At 42.5% G+C, this 19,637-nt stretch carries 21 protein-coding genes; 11 read left to right on the top strand and 10 right to left on the bottom strand.

The genetic code is table 11. The annotated features are described in order from the left end of the window. Positions 1–8 precede the first annotated feature (8 nt). Together ES017_RS08295 and recU are read right to left on the bottom strand one after the other, a co-directional pair. Positions 9–2,624: a transglycosylase domain-containing protein gene (locus ES017_RS08295; protein WP_021094975.1), complete on the bottom strand. Its 2,616-nt coding sequence runs from the start codon at positions 2,622–2,624 to the stop codon at positions 9–11. Between the two features lie 15 nt (positions 2,625–2,639). Then, positions 2,640–3,239, bottom strand: a complete 600-nt coding sequence (recU, locus tag ES017_RS08290; protein WP_021094974.1) for a Holliday junction resolvase RecU — start codon at positions 3,237–3,239, stop codon at positions 2,640–2,642. Positions 3,240–3,649: 410 nt separating this feature from the next. Here recU and ES017_RS08285 point away from each other — a divergent pair, with 410 nt between their 5' ends. Then, positions 3,650–3,853 (top strand): hypothetical protein, encoded by a 204-nt coding sequence (locus ES017_RS08285; RefSeq protein WP_035063231.1) that lies wholly within the window; start codon positions 3,650–3,652, stop codon positions 3,851–3,853. Positions 3,854–3,876: 23 nt separating this feature from the next. On the opposite strand, the gene ES017_RS08280 is transcribed toward ES017_RS08285, so the two are convergent. Both ES017_RS08280 and ES017_RS08275 read right to left on the bottom strand, forming a co-directional pair. Further along, on the bottom strand, positions 3,877–4,044 hold the full coding sequence (locus ES017_RS08280; RefSeq protein WP_019417582.1) for a hypothetical protein: 168 nt from the start codon (positions 4,042–4,044) through the stop codon (positions 3,877–3,879). Between the two features lie 60 nt (positions 4,045–4,104). Continuing rightward, positions 4,105–4,317: a YppF family protein gene (locus tag ES017_RS08275; RefSeq protein WP_021094972.1), complete on the bottom strand. Its 213-nt coding sequence runs from the start codon at positions 4,315–4,317 to the stop codon at positions 4,105–4,107. 152 nt (positions 4,318–4,469) lie between these two features. On the opposite strand from ES017_RS08275, the gene ES017_RS08270 reads away from it, so the two are divergent. Continuing rightward, entirely contained in the window at positions 4,470–4,790 is a 321-nt protein-coding gene (locus ES017_RS08270; RefSeq protein ID WP_021094971.1) for a YppG family protein, read from the top strand. A 101-nt stretch (positions 4,791–4,891) separates the two neighbouring features. Here ES017_RS08270 and ES017_RS08265 read toward each other — a convergent pair whose 3' ends face one another. Next, positions 4,892–5,314: an Hsp20 family protein gene (locus ES017_RS08265; RefSeq protein WP_021094970.1), complete on the bottom strand. Its 423-nt coding sequence runs from the start codon at positions 5,312–5,314 to the stop codon at positions 4,892–4,894. Positions 5,315–5,438: 124 nt separating this feature from the next. Here ES017_RS08265 and ES017_RS08260 point away from each other — a divergent pair, with 124 nt between their 5' ends. Both ES017_RS08260 and ES017_RS08255 read left to right on the top strand, forming a co-directional pair. Further along, entirely contained in the window at positions 5,439–5,591 is a 153-nt protein-coding gene (locus ES017_RS08260) for a hypothetical protein (protein WP_160289329.1), read from the top strand. Between the two features lie 113 nt (positions 5,592–5,704). Then, positions 5,705–7,357: a glycerol-3-phosphate dehydrogenase/oxidase gene (locus tag ES017_RS08255; protein WP_075039308.1), complete on the top strand. Its 1,653-nt coding sequence runs from the start codon at positions 5,705–5,707 to the stop codon at positions 7,355–7,357. Positions 7,358–7,429: 72 nt separating this feature from the next. Here the strand turns inward: ES017_RS08255 and ES017_RS08250 are convergent, their stop codons facing one another. From ES017_RS08250 to ES017_RS08230, 5 genes are all read right to left on the bottom strand, one after another. Continuing rightward, positions 7,430–7,855, bottom strand: coding sequence for an Hsp20/alpha crystallin family protein (locus ES017_RS08250; RefSeq protein ID WP_021094968.1), 426 nt, complete (start codon positions 7,853–7,855; stop codon positions 7,430–7,432). Positions 7,856–7,928: 73 nt separating this feature from the next. Continuing rightward, on the bottom strand, positions 7,929–8,189 hold the full coding sequence (locus ES017_RS08245) for a hypothetical protein (protein ID WP_021094967.1): 261 nt from the start codon (positions 8,187–8,189) through the stop codon (positions 7,929–7,931). Between the two features lie 13 nt (positions 8,190–8,202). Then, positions 8,203–9,168, bottom strand: a complete 966-nt coding sequence (locus tag ES017_RS08240; protein WP_021094966.1) for a hypothetical protein — start codon at positions 9,166–9,168, stop codon at positions 8,203–8,205. A gap of 45 nt (positions 9,169–9,213) precedes the next feature. After that, the gene (locus ES017_RS08235) at positions 9,214–10,305 is read right to left on the bottom strand and encodes a diguanylate cyclase (RefSeq protein WP_021094965.1); all 1,092 of its coding nucleotides are present in this window, start codon (positions 10,303–10,305) and stop codon (positions 9,214–9,216) included. Between the two features lie 71 nt (positions 10,306–10,376). After that, entirely contained in the window at positions 10,377–11,597 is a 1,221-nt protein-coding gene (locus tag ES017_RS08230; RefSeq protein ID WP_021094964.1) for an aminopeptidase, read from the bottom strand. A gap of 118 nt (positions 11,598–11,715) precedes the next feature. Between ES017_RS08230 and ES017_RS08225 the strand changes: the two genes are divergently transcribed. The 7 genes from ES017_RS08225 (at position 11,716) to ES017_RS08195 (ending at position 19,615) form a co-directional block, all read left to right on the top strand. Beyond that, a complete protein-coding gene (locus ES017_RS08225) occupies positions 11,716–12,144 on the top strand; it encodes a hypothetical protein (RefSeq protein WP_021094963.1) in 429 nt (142 codons plus the stop codon). Continuing rightward, entirely contained in the window at positions 12,144–13,265 is a 1,122-nt protein-coding gene (locus ES017_RS08220) for a glycerate kinase (protein ID WP_021094962.1), read from the top strand. Before ES017_RS08225 ends, ES017_RS08220 begins: the two co-directional genes overlap by 1 nt. Positions 13,266–13,428: 163 nt before the next feature. Then, the gene (locus tag ES017_RS08215) at positions 13,429–15,726 is read left to right on the top strand and encodes a putative bifunctional diguanylate cyclase/phosphodiesterase (protein ID WP_021094961.1); all 2,298 of its coding nucleotides are present in this window, start codon (positions 13,429–13,431) and stop codon (positions 15,724–15,726) included. Between the two features lie 121 nt (positions 15,727–15,847). Continuing rightward, the gene (locus ES017_RS08210; RefSeq protein WP_021094960.1) at positions 15,848–16,708 is read left to right on the top strand and encodes an ABC transporter ATP-binding protein; all 861 of its coding nucleotides are present in this window, start codon (positions 15,848–15,850) and stop codon (positions 16,706–16,708) included. Then, positions 16,644–17,576 (top strand): iron-hydroxamate ABC transporter substrate-binding protein, encoded by a 933-nt coding sequence (locus ES017_RS08205; RefSeq protein WP_412093545.1) that lies wholly within the window; start codon positions 16,644–16,646, stop codon positions 17,574–17,576. Before ES017_RS08210 ends, ES017_RS08205 begins: the two co-directional genes overlap by 65 nt. Before the next feature lie 60 nt (positions 17,577–17,636). After that, the gene (locus ES017_RS08200; RefSeq protein ID WP_035063227.1) at positions 17,637–18,611 is read left to right on the top strand and encodes a FecCD family ABC transporter permease; all 975 of its coding nucleotides are present in this window, start codon (positions 17,637–17,639) and stop codon (positions 18,609–18,611) included. Next, positions 18,608–19,615: a FecCD family ABC transporter permease gene (locus ES017_RS08195; protein ID WP_021094957.1), complete on the top strand. Its 1,008-nt coding sequence runs from the start codon at positions 18,608–18,610 to the stop codon at positions 19,613–19,615. Before ES017_RS08200 ends, ES017_RS08195 begins: the two co-directional genes overlap by 4 nt. The last annotated feature ends 22 nt before the right edge of the window (positions 19,616–19,637 follow it).

Below are 19,637 nucleotides of genomic sequence, written 5' to 3'. Positions count from 1 at the left end.
GTACGCGCTCAGTCTCTTTTTGGTGTGCCATCATTATTTCCGCCTCGTTGTTGGCTATTCGTCCCCGATGGATTGTTGTTCGGATTGTTTTGGTTTGGCTCGTTCGGATTTGTCGGGTTTGTCGGATTTGTCGGGTTTGTTGGTGTCCCCGGATTGCTCGGATTTGGCTCGTTCGGATTTGTTGGATTTTCCGGATTTGTTGGCGTCTCCGGGGTTCCTTCGTTTCCCGACTGTCCTGGTGACTCATTTTCGTTTGGTTGTTTCGGTTCTTCTTTTGGAATTTGCACAAGCGCTGTCGCTGGCGCGCTTTGTGTGCCGTCAGCTGTCACGACGTATACTTCAAACAAATATACGGAGCCTTCTTTCGCATCGACAGTTAGCTGTGAATCTTTTGTTTTTGCGATAACTGTCGGTTTGCGACCGTCTACTGTTTGCCGTACTTCGAATGATACATCTTTTTCTGGGTCGATCGTGTATGACCATGCGAGCGAAATCGTTTGTGTTGCTGGATCGTATTGCGCTCGTAAGTCTTTGACTGGTTCAATCACTTCCGGTTCATCTTCGGCCACTTCTGTTGGCTCTTCATAACCGCGAACGAAATATTCGTACGTAATTTCACTTTCTGGCGTATGTTCACTGGCGAGTTTCGGCGGATTCGTTCCTTTTTTCACCGCTAGTTTCACAACGCTTTTCGGTTGTTTAAAATCGCCGCCGCTGCCGTCATCAATATGGGAAATGACGCGTTTAAACAACTGTTTCGCATATTGTTGTTCGGATTTTGATAAATAGGCTTCGCTACTTTTTTTACTAAAACCAGTCCAAATGGCTGCTGTATAGTTTGGTGTATAACCGACAAACCAACTGTCAGGAACAGCTCCTCTTTGCAGACCATACTTGCGACGGTCTTTTTCATCGTAGTTCGTCGTTCCTGTTTTTCCGGCAATATGAAGCCCTGGTACGTTTGCTGCTGTACCTGTACCTGATTGAACGACCGTTTTTAACATATCGGTAATCATAAACGCCGTATAATCTTTCATCGCGGCTTTTGGTTCTGGACGAAGATCCATTTCTGTTCCATCTGGAAACACCACTTTTTTCACCGCATGCGGTTCAATGTAAATGCCGCCGTTTCCGAATGCGCTATATGCGCCAGCCATTTGTAGCGGTGACACCCCTTTGCCGACGCCGCCAACCGCATAGGCCTCATGCATTTCTTCAAAGCCCATGCCAAGCTTGTTCGCAAACTGTTTCGCTCGCTCTAAACCGACTTCTTGGAGCGCTTTTAAGGCAGGGATGTTTCGTGAACGAGCAAGTGCTGTTCGCATCGACATTTGTCCTTCATATTTGCCGTCCCAGTTTTTAATTGGCGTTCCATCAGAGTATTGATACGGTTCATCTTTTAATTGGTGGTATGTTGACCATTTTAAATATTCAATCGCTGGGCCGTAATCGACAATCGGTTTAATTGTCGAACCTGGTTGTTTTCGTGTATCGGTTGCATAGTTGAATCCGAACGTGACGCCTTCTTCTTTTTTCCGACCGCCGCCAAGCGCCCGAATTTCACCTGTTTTCGTATCTACGACCGCAATGCCAGCTTGGAAATCAGTTTTGTTCGTACGAATGACTTCGTCCGAGTTCAACAAATCTTCCACATATGATTGGGCGTTCGGATCTAATGTTGTATAAATGTGTAATCCGGCAGTAAATACATCAAGCCCTGTTTTTTCTGTCACTTCATCGATCACTTGATCAATAAAGGAATCGTATGGAATATCGCTTTGTTGTTTATTTTCCGTTAATAACGATTGAACAGGTATTTTTTTCGCCGCTTCAGCTTCTTCTTTTGAAATAAAACCATGTTTTACCATTAGCGACAATACTGTATTTCGACGCTTTTCCGCCGTTTCTGGATGCGTAAACGGATTGTAGTTGTTCGGGCTTTGTGGAATGCCGGCGAGCAATGCCGCTTCCGGAAGCGTTAATTGCGATAAATCACTTTTGCCAAAGTACGTTTCCGCCGCTTTTGCGACACCGTATGCCCGATTTGAGTAATAAATTTTGTTTAAATACATTTCTAAAATTTCGTGTTTAGAGTATTTTTGTTCAAGTCGAATGGCAAGCCATAGTTCTTGCACTTTTCGTTTTAACGTTTTTTCAGGCGTTAAAAAAGAAAGTTTGACGACTTGTTGTGTAATCGTACTTCCACCTTCAGCGCCAAATCCTTCGCGAATGTTTGCTAAAACGGCACCGAAAAAGCGTACAATATCAAAACCGTGATGTTTGTAAAAGCGCGCATCTTCTGTCGCAAGCACCGCGTTTTCAAGCACTTTTGGAATATCGTTATACGATACGTAAATGCGCTTTTGTTGACCGAGCTCTGTTACTTTTTGGCCATTCACGTCGTACACGATCGAAGCTAAAGGATCGCGCAACAACGTTTCATCGAGCGGCGGTGCATCTTTAATCATCCAAGCAAATGCGGCTACACCAGAAAACATGCCAATGGTCATGGTGAGCAACATGATGAGCACAATTTTTTTCATTATCGAACGCCCTCGCTCTCGCGGACGTTGTTTTTTTTGTTCTACTTGTTTTCGTTCCGTTCGTGAACGATAATTCGCCATATCGTTCCTCCTATTCTAAAAATATAGTTTGTCCACAATTTGAATATAATCGATTCGTGGGTGATAGCCAAGCGGGATGAGATGGCCATGTCGTTCGATTTCCGCTTTTGTCATTGATTTGCGTCCACCTTGTTGCTTTCGCTCCCAATATTCAAGGAGGTGATGTGCATCGAATAAATACGTTTCATCGAGTGTTGTAAAACGCAAAATCACGAAGCAAATCGCTCCGTGGGCTAGCACTTGTTTCATATGTTCAATTTGATGTTCATGAAAGTTTTGAAGCGGGAACGACGTGCGATTTCTCGTTTCTTTTGCTTCAAAGTCAATATATTTCCCACGGTATACGCCGTTATAGTCCGTCGTTGACGGTTGTTTAAAATACGCTTCTTTAATGACGGCCGCGCTTCGTTTCGGGTAGTCGACTCGGACGATTTGCACCGGCGTCGGCTTTTTATGAATGACGGCAATGCCTTGAGCTAAATAATAGGCGTTTGTTTCGTTTAAATCCGCCTCTAGCGTCATTCCGCGATTTCCATACGTATCAGAAGCACGAGTATGCAATATGCGTTCATCTTCTTTTTTTTCATATGCTCGCCCATTCGGATATTTAAACATATCATCCCCCCTTGAATGTTCAACATTATACCATATGTTTCGTCTGTTCGTCATTTGCCCGAAAATTAGAAAAAAGCGAGCAAATATACTCGCTTTTTCTAAAACATGACTTTGGATATTTTTCGATTTTATGTAGAAGGGCGGTCTGGACCTTCTAGTTTTTTGTCGCCAAATCCTGTTGTTTCTTCTTGCTTCGGCTTTTGTTTTTTCTTTTGCTCTTTTTTCGCCATGTTGTCGCCTCCTTTCATCATTTTATTTTGACCGTTCATATAAAAAACATGCGAACATATTTGTCGAATTTTGTACGTATACGACTTTGTTTGCCGAATTTCTTCTAGTTTTGTCAATCAAGAAGGGACGAGGATATGGATAGCGAATGTGTATGGCAAAGGCGAAAGGGGAGTTGGAGGATGGAACATATTCAAATGCAATTACAACAATTGTTTGAGGAAATTGAACAATTAGAAAAAAAATTAAAAGAGCGTACGACCGAGCAAATGGATACACATTACGATATGCAACAAGACAGTTTACAAGACATCGAACGCCAACTCAACAACATCGAACAACAAATCGAAAAAAAAGAAACGTATATGTTCGTTCCGGCAATATAAAAAAGGTGGCGCGTTGGCCACCTTTATTCTTTTACACGTTCAATTGTCACTGGACGATGCGTTTCGCTTCCTACTGTGTCAATGGCATAGTCGACAACTTCACGTTGCTTCGACTCAACATGTTCGCCATGTTTTGGCTTCTCGCTTTCATGTCCTTTTTTCTTATGGTGAAAATGAACACCACGACCCATTTTCATCCGCCTCCTTTTCCATGCTAGCGTCCCACTTAGCATGGCACAAGAGGGGAGAAATCATTCAGCGCTTCCTGAATATTGTTTAATACGCTCATCGTCAGGTTTGTAAGCCCCAAGCGCTTCTAAATCACGCACAAGATGGCGGTACACGCTAAGCGGCAATTCGTTGCGCAAATAAAGTTGACGCGCAAAGTCAAGCAGCTCGTTTGCATCGATCGGCTCATATTGTTTCGTTGCGATAAATTTGTTTTTTAATTCAATAATTGTCATAATTATTCCCTCCCCCTTTTCCACTTATCATAACATAAAAAAAGACAACATGTTAAATTCAAAAAATTGAGAATTCCGACATCGATTGACACGATTAGTCAAGAACCATTTTATGAAAAACGAATACGATGTAGTGAAAGGGGAGAGAAAATATGTACCAGCCATGGTCTACGATGCAAATGCCACATGTGGCACCTGCGCATTATTATCCATATTATTCCCAACCGACTTCGTTTCCTGTTCTACCAGTCGTTCCGCCCATGTCTCCATTCACCACACCACCTGTCTCTCCGTTCGTTCCACCTATGCCCCCATTCGCTCCTGCAAAGCCGCCAAGCTTGCTTGAGCAGTTTAAAACGAAAGATGGGACGTACGATATTACAAAAATGATGAATACGATGGGGCAGGCGGTGCAAGTGATGAATCAAATGAGCGGGCTTGTAAAAGGATTAACGCAAACGTTTAAAATATAACGTTTGCGTTTTTCTTATAAAGATTAAGAAAGTATACAATTTCTAATTTAGGGAACTGTCTAGCTTCAAGCCGATAGGCGGGCGCTTTGCGCTTTTCTTATTTATTCAATTGGAATAAATGTTTTCTTTTGTGGGAGTTGAATGATGAGTTTGCCGTCTTGAAACGATGCTTGAATGTCTGATTCCTGAACAGGATAAGGGAGAAAAATGGATTTTGTCGCTCGTTCATACGTGTGCTGACGATGAATCATTTTCTTTTCATCATCAATCGTTTCCGTCTGTTCATCGTAAACGACGGATAACAACAGACGTGTGTTGTCAATAAATTGTAGATGAACGTTCTCACGTTTCGCATTTGGAAGATGGGCAATGATGACATATTGTTCTTTTGTTTCGCGTACATCAATTGGAATATAAATCGGTGAAAATGCACGGTGAACATATTCATCGAGCGTATACAACAATTTTTTTAATGACCGATCATCAAAAAACGAATCGAGCATATGAGACAAATCTTTTTTCATACATGTTCACTCCTTACGACATATGTTTGTTCGTAATATATGCAGGAAAAAATAAATTGTTCGCGAAACTTTTTATATGGTGATTCGTAAATATGTAAAAGAGAATAAGAAAGGAAGAAAGCGCGTGCAAAGAAAGCGAGAGGAAAACAAGCGACCAAACGTCAAACATATCGTCAACAAATATAAAGAAAAAGGAATTAACATTAGCTTATGTAAGCCACGTTCAGCGATCAAATGGCTTTTTGTGCAAAACAGTTGCCTTTTTCCACATATATGATACAATGAAACTAAAGTTCATATATGTCAAGAGACGAAGAGAGACCATACATGCATAATAAGTGAAGCTTATTGTGCTTGTTTTGGTCTCTTTTTATTTTTACAGGGGGAATGATGATGTTTTCAGCGAAACAACGAATGGAAATAACAGAGGAAATGAGCAAAACGACGTATGATGTGCTTGTGATCGGCGGTGGCATTACCGGTTGTGGCATCGCGCTTGATGCAACGACGCGCGGAATGAAAACAGCGCTCATTGAAATGCAAGATTTTGCGGCTGGCACGTCAAGCCGTTCGACGAAACTCGTTCATGGGGGATTACGTTATTTAAAACAGTTCGAAGTAAAAATGGTCGCAGAAGTCGGGAAAGAGCGAGCTATTGTGTATGAAAACGGTCCGCATGTCACGACACCAGAATGGATGTTATTGCCGATTCATCGCGGTGGCACGTTCGGAAAATGGAGTACGTCTATCGGGCTATGGGTGTATGATCATTTGGCACGCGTCAAAAAAGCGGAACGGCGGACGATGTTATCCGCACATGAAACGTTGCAAAAAGAGCCGTTAATTAAACAAGACGGATTGCTTGGTGGCGGTTATTACGTTGAATATCGGACAGATGATGCACGATTAACGATAGAAGTGATAAAAAAAGCGATGGAATGCGGAGCTCACGCAGTCAATTATGTAAAAGCAGAATCGTTTTTGTATGATGAAAATGGGCGGATTAATGGCGTGACATGTCGTGAGCAAACGACAGGGAAAACGTTTACGATATATGCGAAAAAAATTGTCAATGCGGCAGGGCCATGGGTCGATATATTACGTGAAAAAGACGGCTCACACGTCGGAAAAAAATTGCGCTTAACAAAAGGGGTGCACATTGTCGTTGATCAAGCGCATTTTCCACTCAAGCAAGCGGTATATTTTGATACGCCTGACGGTCGCATGGTGTTTGCGATTCCGCGCGAAGGAAAGACGTACGTCGGCACGACAGATACGTTTTATGACGGAGATCGCGTCCATCCGAAAATGACAAGAGACGATCGCGACTATTTACTGCGCGCCATTCGGTACATGTTCCCGTCCGTTCATTTGACGGAACAACATATTGAATCAAGTTGGGCTGGATTGCGTCCACTCATTTATGAAGAAGGGAAAGATCCATCTGAAATTTCACGGAAAGATGAAGTTTGGCAATCGGCATCTGGTCTGATTACGATTGCAGGCGGAAAGTTAACAGGATATCGCAAAATGGCTGAAACTGTTGTTGATTTGATTGCTAAACAGCTAGGTGGGACGTATCCACCGTGTCAAACGAAACATTTGCCGATTTCCGGTGGAGACGTTGGCGGTGCGAGCCGATGGCATACGTTTATGGCCGAAAAAATAGCCGAAGGAATGGCTTGCGGCTTAACGGAACAACAAGCAAAACGGCTCGTGCAACGATACGGTACGAATGTCGATCGTTTATTCGCTTTGGCTGGCACATATAATCGAAAAGAAACAGCTCTTCCTATTGATTGGTATGCGATGTGCCTATATGCACTCGAATGCGAAATGACGGTGACACCGCTCGACTTTTTCATTCGGCGTACCGGAGCGCTCTTTTTTGACATTCATGCGGTTCGTCAGTTAAAAGAAGCAGTTGTTACGTTGATGCAATCGTATTTTCATTGGACAGAAGAAGAGCGAAATAAATACGAACAACAAGTAAACGTTGCGCTTCATGATGTCGTTATTCCGAGCGATGAAGCACAACGTTAGCGCGCTAGGCGGGATCTTCCGCCTTTTCTATTTCTTTCATTTCTAAAAAAAACACCGGCAATTGTGCCGGTGTTAATGAAATTGTACATCAATTCGTTTTTTCCCATCCGATTGTGCTTTCGGAATGCGAATTTCAAGCACACCGTTTTTATATGATGCTTGTACGTTCTCATGTGCAGCATGGGACGGAAGTGGGATCGTGCGATAAAATCGTCCGTAAAACCGCTCTTGTCGATGCATATGTTCATCTTTTACATCATATTGTCGCCGCACTTGACCGCTAATCGATAATGTTTGATCGTCGATATGAATGTCAACATCTTCTTTTCGTTCTAGTCCCGGAATGTCGCACGTGACAATCATTTCTTTGTCATTTTCATGCACATCGACGCGCGGCATACGAAACATATCATCCATATGCGATAAAAAAGAAGGGAAGTTAGAAAACATACGTTCTACATCTCGGCGCATCACATCTAACGAACGAAATGGATCCATCGTAAAGCCTCCTCGTATCATATTCGATACGTATTTTGTGCAAATCGGACAATGTTATACAAAAAAACTTGCCTTAGCGAGAAGGCAAGTTTTCAAGCTGTTGCACGTATAAACGAACGAGCTCGTATTGCTGTTTGGCATCAAGCGATGATGTGGCAATTCGCTTCATCGCTAATGAAAATTTTTCATAAGGTGATTTTCGTAAGCGCGGATGTGTCATTTCATCTAATAAATCGCGCTGAATAGCATCGAGCAGCACATCTTTCGCCTCGTTTTCGCCGACAGGTAACGAACGGTTTGACCATAATGATCGATATGCTTCTAATAGCTCCAAAACAAGCCCTCCCTTAATCAATCCGTTCAATCGTTTCTGCCATTTGTAAAAACGGATTTAGTTCATTTTCTTGTTGTACAAAAATCGTCAGCCGCATCGGCGTTCCATTTTTTACGACAAACACGTATACTTCGCCATCTTCAATGGCGCTTTTATATACGTCTGCACCGTTTAAACGTGTTCCTTTTGTCCACGTCATTTTTTCGACTGTTCCGTCTTTGCTACTTGCCTTTACGTACTGTTCTGCTTGTTCGGCAATGAGCGACCAGTCCGCTCCTTCATCAATGAGTTCAACAGTCATCGACGCTTTTTCTTCATCGAGAAAAATCATATCTTTCCCAGGTTCGATCGCTTCCGCCATATAGCCGTTTAAAATATTTGCTTGAAACGGCTGGTTGCTGCTTTTATATGTGAAAAAGGATGGTTGCGGTTGTTCGCTCGTTTCTGTTTCCTTCCGTTCAATTGTTTTAGCCATCGTCATAAACGTATTCAGCCAGTTATCTTCTTTTTTCGTAAATACCGTTAAAAACATCGGTTCATCTCCCGTTACCCCAACGATATAAACGACATCGTTATCGACAGGCGCTTCATATACGATCGCATCTTCAAACGGTATTGTGCCTTCAAACGGTGTGGCTTGTTCAGAGACGGCCATGGCCCGTTCTTTTGCGTACGTTTCCATTTGATCTTTCGCTTCTTTCGGCAACAATTCAATACGCATCCATTGGTCTTGTTCACTTTCATGCATCACGACATCTTTTCCCGGTTCCTCAGCTTCTAAACTGAATTTTGGTAATAACGAAATCGTAAACGATTGATTTGTGCTTTCGACTGGTGTTAAATTTGGCGGTGTTTGTTCTTTTGCTTCTTGTTTATGTTCGACAGGCTGTTTCGCTGGCGCTGTCGTTTGTTCGTTACATGCGGAAAGCAATGTAGCGACAGCCGTCGCACAAATGAGTAGCTTCGATCGTTGTTTCATTTGTTTCGCTCCTTTAATTGTTTTTACTTTTATTGTCGTATAGTTTTACGTTTCATGCAAGTACTCCTTTTTATATACAATGGTGCGATTTCGTCCTTGTTGCTTCGCTTCATACAAAGCGATATCCGCTTGCTTAAATAGCTCTGCTTCATTTGTTGCAAGCGTCGGGAAAACAGAAATGCCGATGGAAACCGTAATATGCACCGCCTGTTGTTGCACGAAAAACGGATGACGTTCAATCGTTGTTCGAATATGTTCGGCAAATGTCACCGCTTCATGTTCACAGCTTGAAAGCAATATTGAAAATTCTTCCCCGCCATTGCGAAAAGCCATACCGTTTTTCGAAACGAGCGAGCGGATCAGTTCTCCAAGATCACGTAAAATGACATCCCCGCCATCATGCCCATATGTGTCGTTAATCAATTTAAAGCGATCAATATCAAATAAAATAAGAGATAAACAGCTGTTTTTCTGTTTCGCTTGCTCGAGATGTTGCCCAAATAACGTATGAAACTGACGAACATTATAAAGCCCGGTCAAAAAATCAGTCGTTGCCCATTGTTTATAATGTTGCAACATGTCTTTTGATTGGCGAATATCTTTACAAATATTCGCAGCTACATATGTAGCGACAATCGAAATAGGCCAAAAAATAACGAGTGTTTGCGTATATATGTGTTTATCTGGGATGTTAATAAACAAAGCAAGTGAAATGAGGCACATGCTGTAGACGTTCATCCAAAACGTTGTGATCGTTATATGTCGTTTCATCCGCTGGCTAATCCATCCGCAACCGATCGCAATGGCAAGAGAAGTAAAAAAAGAAACGATCGATGCAAACGGATTGCCGAACAAAAAACGTCCTGTCCCCATGATGATGCCTGCCGCAAGCGCGCTCGGCATACCACCGTAATAGCTTACAACAACGAGTGGCACGTGTCGTAGGTCAGAAATGACTCCATGTCCGAGTGGAATAGAAAAAAACATAAGCACAATGCTTAATAAACCGCAAAAAGCCCCAGCAAGTAGGCGCATATGAACAGGGGATTGTTGATGAATGTTAGAAGGAAAAAACTTGCTAATCAAATAAAATCCAGCAATAAGTATGCCGCTATTCGCAATAAATTGCTTAAACATCGTCCGTTCCTCCTCTCTTTGCCAATATATGCGGACGAAAAAAAATGTTGCGGACAAACGCCGCAACATTGTTAAATAGAAATGGCCCACTCGCCGTTTCGCATAATCGGCTCACGAACGCCGTCTTTCGTCACTCCATCAACGTTTAGTTCATGAGAACCGATCATAAAATCTTCATGCACTAAGCTATCGTTCGCTCCACGCTCAAGCAGTTCTTCTGTACGCATATTCGTTCCGCCTTCGATGTTTGTCGGATACGCTTTTCCGAGCGCTAAATGTGAGGCTGCGTTTTCGTCAAATAACGTATTATAAAACACAAGGTTCGATTGTGAAATGGGAGATTGATGCGGCACGAGCGCAATTTCTCCTAGTCGGCGTGCACCTTCGTCAGTATCAAGCAAATGTTTGAGCGTGTCATAACCGACCTCTGCAGTAAAGTCAACGACTTTTCCATCTTTAAATGTAAGCGTAAAGCCGTCAATAATATTGCCGCCATAGTTCAACGGTTTCGTATTTCGCACGACCCCGTTCGTTCCGTCTTTATGTGGCATCGTAAACACTTCTTCTGTTGGCATATTCGGATTAAATACGGTGCCGTCTGTACTTTTCGCTGCTCCTCCAGCCCAAATATGTCCATCTGGCAGTTCAACTGTTAAGTTTGTTCCTGGTCCATCATAAATGAGCTGTTTATATTGCTTATTGTTTAAATAATCAACGATGCGAGCTAATTTTTCATTATGCGCTTTCCATGCCGCAATTGGATCCTCTTGGTCGACGCGAGTCACATGGAAGATGACGTCCCACAATTTTGCGATCGCTTCTTCTTCGCTCAGATGAGGAAATACTTTTTTCGCCCACGCAGGTGTCGGCACAGCAATTAATGACCAACAGTTATGATCGGCCATTAAGCGACTGCGGTAATGTTGTAGCGCAAGGCTTGCCGCTTTTGTTGCCGCAGCTACACGTGCCGGATCAATATCTTTCAATAAATCTGGATTTGGTGCATAAATACTTAAAAACGCCCCACCTTTTTCAGCCACTTCTTCACGTCCTTTGGCAAGCCAAGACGGATATTCATGAAGCGCTTCTTCGGGTGCATGTTTAAATTTTATGTACGTGATTTCTTCATCGCTCCACTCGACATGCACATGTTTCGCACCAGCTTCGTACGCTTCTTTAGCAATTTCACGTACAAGCGGGGCAGACGGAAGCGGAGCGTTAATAAACAACGTTTGTCCCGGTTGAATGTTGACACCAACACGTACAGCTAATTCCGCATATTTTTGTAACATAATAAAACCTCCTTGGTTGTAAAGCATACTATCATTTTAACAAAAGGAATGATGTTGTGAAAACATTTTCGCCTGTATTATGATTAAGAAAGGAACATAACGAGAAAGGGAATGACTTATGGGATGTGGTGACCAACAATTATTTTATATTGAAGGACTATTTATTTGTACTTATGAACGAACAGTTGATGTGCAAGTGAAAGGGGAGACGCTTACGTTTACGACGAACGAGCCGATCATCGGCTTTTGTGCAGGGGACGATGTCGGCGTCGCTTTTTGTGAAAACAGTGAGGAGAAAAAGCTTATTTCTATTGAACGACAAGACGGCCCACCACTTTCGTATGTAAATGGGGAATGGTTTGCTGAAATTATATTTGTCGAATCAATAGATGCGACAACGTTTTTATTTGATTTATATCGTTCACCTTATCGCGATTATGAACAAATGATCACGAACGAGCCGTTTTCATGTGAACGCGAAACGGTCATGACGGTCGTTTTCGTTCGTGAAAATGGAAAAAATATATTGAAAAAGGTTGTTGGATAATGCGTGTCGTCATTGCACCAGATTCATTTAAAGGAAGCTTATCAGCAAAAAACGTATGCTCGATTATGAAAGAAGCGTTTCAACATGAATATCCAGAAGCGGCTGTCATTGCTGTTCCGATGGCAGACGGAGGAGAAGGAACGATGGAAGCAATCGTTTCAGCAATGAACGGCTCCGTTCGATATGTAACGGCTCGCGGTCCGCTGTTTGAAACGCGGCAAGCGGCATACGGTGTCGTTGGAGATACGGTCATTATTGAAGTCGCGCAAGTGATCGGTTTACCACTCGTTCCGAATGAAAAGCGTCATCCGCTTCATACGACAACATATGGTGTAGGTGAAATCATTGCCGCAGCGCTTCATGCCGGGTATCGCCGGTTTGTAATCGGACTTGGTGGAAGTAGCACAAACGATGGCGGTTTCGGGATGTTATGTGCGCTTGGGGCGACGTTTACGAATGAAAAAGGGGAGTTATTGCCGCCCATGCCTTCTTCTTTGCCACATATTGCCCATGTCCATATGGCATCGCTTGATCGACGCATATATGAAAGCGAATTTCTTATCGCTTGCGATGTCGATAATCCACTTTATGGTGAGCGAGGAGCATCGTACGTATTCGGACCACAAAAGGGGGCGGATCGTGAAACGGTCCGCACATTAGATAAATGGCTATATACGTATGCGCAAAAAATCGAGCAGCAAATTGGGCATTCATACGCTCTTGAACGCGGAGCAGGGGCGGCAGGCGGTTTAGGGTTTGCTTTTTTATTGCTTGGTGGAACGTTGATTTCTGGAGCAAAACTTGTCGGTGAAACGGTGCAGCTGCCGCAAAAAGTGAAGCATGCCCACGTCGTCATTACTGGCGAAGGACAAAGCGACGAACAAACGTTATACGGAAAAGTGCCGTTTTATGTTGGGCAATTAGCAAAACAATATGACGTTCCCGCTTTTTTATTGTCTGGTAGCCTCGGTGACGGATTTGAAAAACTGTATGAATATTTTGTTAGCTGCGATGCGATTGCGACAAAACCGATGACAGTAGAACAAAGTATGCAATCCGCCTCTACACTGTTATATACGAAAGCACGCAATCTTGCACGAATGCTCAAGCGGTTTTCCTAGCCGAAAACCGCTTGAGTTTTGTTTAATTTATTTTTATTAAACATTGTTCTAAATAAACAACAAAAAGAAAAAGAAAGAAATAACACATTTTTAACGACAAGGCTAGTCGTCCTATTCGTTTCTTTTTCTTGCGCATATGATGTGAAAAAAAGGAGGGGTGCGGGTGCGAGTCATTGTTTTTATGTATGTCATCGTTTATTACATCGCATTGTTCAGTACATCTGGACAAACAGAAGTAGTTGTTCGTTCGTTCTTTTCATTAGGTGGCATATGTCTTTCAGTCATTTTGCTATGGCGAGCGTCGATTCGTATAAAAACGAATGAGCGAATATTTTGGAAATGGATGACCATCGGTGCAATTTGTTACTTGATCGCTGAAGCGGTTTATCGCATATACGAGTGGTCGTTTCAAACCGAGCCCCCGTTTCCGAATTGGTCAGACGTATTTTATATTGCTCATTCATTGATGTATATTGCTTCATTACTATATATCATCATGCAACAACGAAAACAAATAGCGATGTGGCAAGCGTTATTCGATGCGCTCATCGTGACATGTGTGACGATGGCATATAGCTGGATATATATCATTCAGCCAATCGTTCATTTAGAAGAAAATGTCTTATATGTCGCTGTTTTAGTTGCTTATCCTTTCCTTGATCTCGTGATGTTATTTCTACTGTTACTTCTCTTTTTTGCAACAAATGTTCGTCGAATTTGGTTATGGAACATTGTTGGTGTCGCATTATTTGTGTTTACAGATACGATATATTCCATTCAAATGATGCAATGGAATGATGTGTACAGCGCATGGTTAGATCCGCTATGGATCATGAGTTTACTCATAATCGGTTTTTCAAGTTATGATGCAAAAGATGGGGATTTATCATTTCAAAAGGAAGAACCGTCGTTTGCTATAAAAGTTCTTTTTCCGTATATCAGTTTTCTTACTTTGATGTGGATGCCTTTTATTTATCTCGGTGACCGAATGGTGATGTCATGTTTTGCTTTTGCGGTTATATTCATTTTCATTCGTCAATTTATGACGTTAAAAGAAAACCGTCAGCTCGTGCAACAATTACAAACATTAAACAACGACTTAGAACAAAAAGTCATGAAACGCACGCAAGAGTTGACACGGATGAATGAACAGTTAGCGTACGCGGCTAATCATGACTTTTTAACAGGACTTTTTAACCGTCGTGCATTTGTTACGGAGCTTGAGCGAGCGTTGATTCGTGCAAAACAAGAGCAACATGGCCTTGCCGTTATTTTTATCGACATTGATCGCTTTAAGCAAATTAATGACTATTTCGGGCATCAAATCGGTGATGCTCTCATCGTACAAGTTGGGCAATGGCTAAAAGAAAAAGTTCGTTCGACGGATATTGTCGCACGACAAGGAGGCGATGAATTTACAATTATTTTTACACCGTTAAAACATACTAGTGAACTTCACTGTTTTGTCAATAACATCGTCTCGATTAATAAGCAGCCGATTGCTGTTCAACATTTAGATATGCGCGTATCGCTTAGTGTAGGGGTAGCAGTGTATCCGTACGATGGAGAAACAGGTGACACGTTAATGAAACATGCCGATATCGCCATGTATCGCGCCAAAGAACAAGGAAAAAATCAATATCAGTTTTTCAATGGTGAAATGGATCGTATCGTTTTACAAAAAACGATTATTGAAACGGCCCTTCACGAAGCCATCGAGAAAAAACAATTCACCTTATTTTATCAGCCGCAATTTGATGGGCAAACGAAGGAATTAATCGGAATGGAAGCGCTCATTCGCTGGATTCATCCAGAACACGGCATCATTTCACCAGCCATTTTTATTCCGATTGCAGAAGAAACAGGACAAATTATCTCGATTGGTGAGTGGGTAATAGAAGAAGCTTGTCGAAAAATGAAAAAATGGAGCGAACAAACCGGTCGATCGCTCCGCATGAGTGTTAACATTTCCCCGAAACAATTTTTAAAAGAAAACTTTGTCGAACATATTTATTCCGTGTTACAAAACACGCCATTGCCACCTCATCAACTCGACTTAGAAATTACAGAAGGGGTCGCTGTATTTAACGAGCAATATACGATTGATAAACTGAAACAACTAAAGCAGCTTGGCGTGCACATATCGATTGACGATTTCGGAACCGGCTACTCATCGCTCAGTTACTTACGTAAATTTCCCATCGATCGATTAAAAATTGCAAAACCGTTTATTGATGGCATTACAGAGGAGAAAGAAGACGTCGCCGTCGTCAAAGCGATTATTGTGCTGGCGAAAAACTTAAAACTGCGCGTCATTGCTGAAGGGGTAGAAACGTTGCAACAATTAGATCTTCTTCGGTCTCTTCAATGCGATGAAATTCAAGGATATGTGCTCGGTAAACCACTTCCAGCAGACGTCTTTGAAAAAACATACATGAAAAACCAACTTCCAAACGAATGAAGTTGGTTTTTTACAAAGAAAATCATTGACAATGATAATCAATTCATGTAGATTACAATATGTATTGATATTAATTCTCAATATCGATTAGTTAACTTGTTGTTCGAGGGGGAAAACATATATGCCGCGATTGTATACAGAGCAGCTTTCTGTCGGATATGGAGAACGCGTCATTGTTGATCGGTTAACTGTACATATTCCAGATGAAAAAATAACGACGATTATCGGACCAAACGGTTGTGGGAAATCGACGTTGTTAAAGGCGATGACACGCATTATTCGTCATAAAGAAGGCGCCGTCATTTTAGATGGAAAACAAATTTTGCAAGAGCATACGAAACTGTTAGCGCAAAAAATGGCCATTTTACCGCAAACGCCAGAAAGTCCGGGTGGTTTAACGGTTGGTGAACTTGTTTCGTACGGACGGTTTCCGTATCAAAAAGGATTCGGGCGGCTAACGAAACGAGATTATGAAGTCGTTGATTGGGCGCTTGAAGTGACCGGAACGATCGAATTTAAACACCGTCCAGTTGATTCGCTATCAGGCGGTCAAAGACAGCGGGTGTGGATCGCGATGGCGCTTGCGCAAGAAACAGATATTATTTTTTTAGATGAACCGACAACATATTTAGATATGGCGCATCAATTAGAAGTGCTCGAACTGTTACAACGTTTAAACCGCGAACAACAGCGCACGATCGTCATGGTGTTGCATGATTTAAATCAAGCGGCGCGTTTTGCTGATTATATGATTGCGATGAAAGACGGAAAAATTGTTCAGGCGGGAACGTGCGAGCAAGTGATGACGCCTGACGTATTACGAAAAGTGTTTCATATTGACGCGGAAATCGGTCGCGACCCTCGAACAAACAAGCCAATGTGTATCACATATCATTTAATTAAAGGAGATGCAGAATATGTTGAAAAAGCGAATGATGTCCATTCTACTTTTGTTCGTGCTCATCTTGAGTGCGTGCGGTAATCAAGCAACAGAAAAAGAACAAGAGAAAGCGACAAAAGAAACAAACGAACCAAAAACGATGACGTATCAATCTGAAACAGGTCCAATCGAAGTGCCTACAAATCCGAAGCGCGTCGTTGTTTTATCTTCGTTTTTAGCGGGTAGCGTGATGGCGTTAGACGTCCCGATTGTTGGGGTAGATTCTTGGGCGAAAATGAACCCGCGTTATGAGCCATATTTAAAAGACGCAAAAGAAGTGACAGATGAAAGCTTAGAACAAATTATTGAGCTTGAACCAGATTTAATTATTGCCGCATCAACAAATAAAAACTTAGATAAGCTAAAAGAAATTGCGCCAACGGTGACGTATACGTATGGAAAAGTAGATTACTTAACGCAACATTTAGAAATTGGTAAATTGTTAAATAAAGAAGAAGAAGCGAAAAAGTGGATCGAAGACTTTAAAAAGCGTGCGCAACAAGCTGGTGAAGAGATTCGTGCAAAAATCGGTGAAAATGCAACCGTTTCTGTCATTGAAAACTTCGACAAGCAATTGTACGTATTCGGCAACAACTGGGGCCGTGGGACAGAAATTTTATATCAAGAAATGAAATTAAAAATGCCAAAAGCAGTGGAAGAACATGCATTGAAAGACGGATATTACGCCATTTCACTTGAAGTGCTTCCACAATTTGCTGGAGACTATGTCATTTTCAGCAAAAACGCAGACGGTGATCTTTCATTTACAGAAACAGAAACGTACAAAAACATTCCAGCTGTGAAAAACAACCGCGTTTTTGAAGCGAATGCAAAAGAATTTTACTTTAACGATCCAATTACATTAGAATATCAGCTTGAGTTTTTCAAAAAACATTTTTTAGGTGAGTAATATAATTAAAGAGGAGTTCGTCGCGAATTCCTCTTTCTTTATGTGAATGGAAAAGAGAGGATGCGTATGCTGAAAAAATTTTTGTTCGCATGTGTTGCATTGTTTGTGACATTCGTTTGCTCAATTGTTATCGGAGCGGCGGATACGACAATAAAAGACGTTTGGCTAGCGATGACAGCGCCAGAGACAAACAAAATAGCGACGATGATTCACGAAGTTCGCCTGCCGCGTGAAACGGCTGCCGCTGTTGTTGGAGCCGCTCTCGCTGTAGCCGGAGCTGTGATGCAAGGGATGACCCGCAACCCTCTCGCTGATCCTGGACTCATTGGGCTAACCGCAGGAGCAAACGCTGCTTTAGCGATGATGTTTGCCTTTTTCCCTTCCGCAAACTATATCGAAACGGTGTTCGCTTGTTTTGGCGGGGCTGCGCTTGGAGGGTTGCTCGTTTTTAGCATTGGCGCGAAACAATTTTCACCGTTTCGCATCGTCTTAGCAGGCGCGGCTATTTCTACTTTTTTATACGCCGTCGCAGAAGGAATTGGACTTATATATAAAGTGTCAAAAGACGTATCGATGTGGACGGCTGGCGGGATGATGGGAACCACGTGGCATGAGTTACAAATCGTTACGCCATTTATTTGTTTGGCGATGCTTATTGCTTTTTGGCAAAGCCGTCAATTAACGATTTTAAGTATGAGCGAAGAAGTAGCGGTCGGGCTCGGTCAACAACTGACGCGCGTAAAAACAATTCTTTTTTTCATCGTCATCGTTTTAGCAGGTGCATCTGTAGCTCTTGTCGGAAATTTAGCGTTTGTTGGCTTAATGATTCCACACCTTGTTCGTCTGTTCGTTGGAACGGATTATCGTTTTATTTTGCCGATGAGCGCGATCGGTGGGGCGACATTTATGTTGTTTGCTGATACGATTGCCCGAACGATTCACGCACCGTATGAAACGCCTGTTGTAGCAGTTGTGGCGGTCATGGGGCTTCCGTTTTTTCTTTTCATCGTTCGTAAAGGAGGAAAAGTGTTGTGATCGTACCTCTACGAAAAAAACAGCGCATCATTTTGCTCGTATTATTTACGCTCATTTGCATGACAGCGATTATCAGCATGGGGACAGGCTATTCTTCTTTATCTTTTGACCGATTGATCCCGGTGCTCTTAGGTGAAGGGACGTTTAAAGAACAATTCGTTCTTTTCTCCATTCGTTTGCCGCGCATCGCGATCACGTTGCTTGCGGGAATGGCTTTAGCGTTGTCTGGTGCCATTTTACAAGTTGTCATGCGCAATGACTTAGCCGATCCAGGCGTCATCGGTATAAATGCCGGAGCAGGTGTGGGAGTCGCCTTGTTCTTTTTATTTATTCCGATTCAAGCGGAATCATTTGCCTACATTATTCCGCTCGTCGCTTTTTTTAGTGCGCTACTGACAGCCGTCCTCATTTATATGTTGTCATACAATAAAAAAACAGGGCTTCAACCGATTCGTCTCGTGTTAATTGGAATCGGTTTTGCCACCGCGTTTTCAGGTTTGATGATCGTTCTCATTTCAGGAGCTGATCGGACGAAAGTCGATTTTATTGCCAAATGGTTAGCTGGCGGCATTTGGGGGCTCGATTGGGCGTTTGTTCTCGCATTGTTGCCGTGGCTTATCATTCTCGTTCCGTTCGTTTTATATAAAGCTCATCGCCTCAATGCATTGCAGTTAAGCGATTCGGTAGCGATTGGCATCGGCGTATCGCTCGATCGTGAACGGCTTGTTTTATTGCTTGCAGCAGTGGCGCTTGCGGCATCGGCCGTTTCTGTGACAGGGGGCATTGCGTTCGTCGGTTTAATGGCGCCACACATTGCTCGTGCGCTTGTTGGGCCGCGCAACGAATTAAGTTTACCCGTTGCGATGCTAATGGGAGGGGCGTTGTTGCTGTTTGCTGATACCGTTGGACGCAACTTAATCGAACCAGATGGTCTCCCGGCGGGTGTGCTCGTATCGCTTATCGGTGCGCCTTATTTCGTTTATTTATTATGGAAAAAGAAATAAACGTGTGATAAGATATTTGTAA

The organism is Anoxybacillus sp. EFIL (assembly GCF_013096955.1).
Taxonomy (GTDB): domain Bacteria; phylum Bacillota; class Bacilli; order Bacillales; family Anoxybacillaceae; genus Anoxybacillus; species Anoxybacillus ayderensis.
This window is presented reverse-complemented; position numbering and strand designations above follow the sequence as displayed.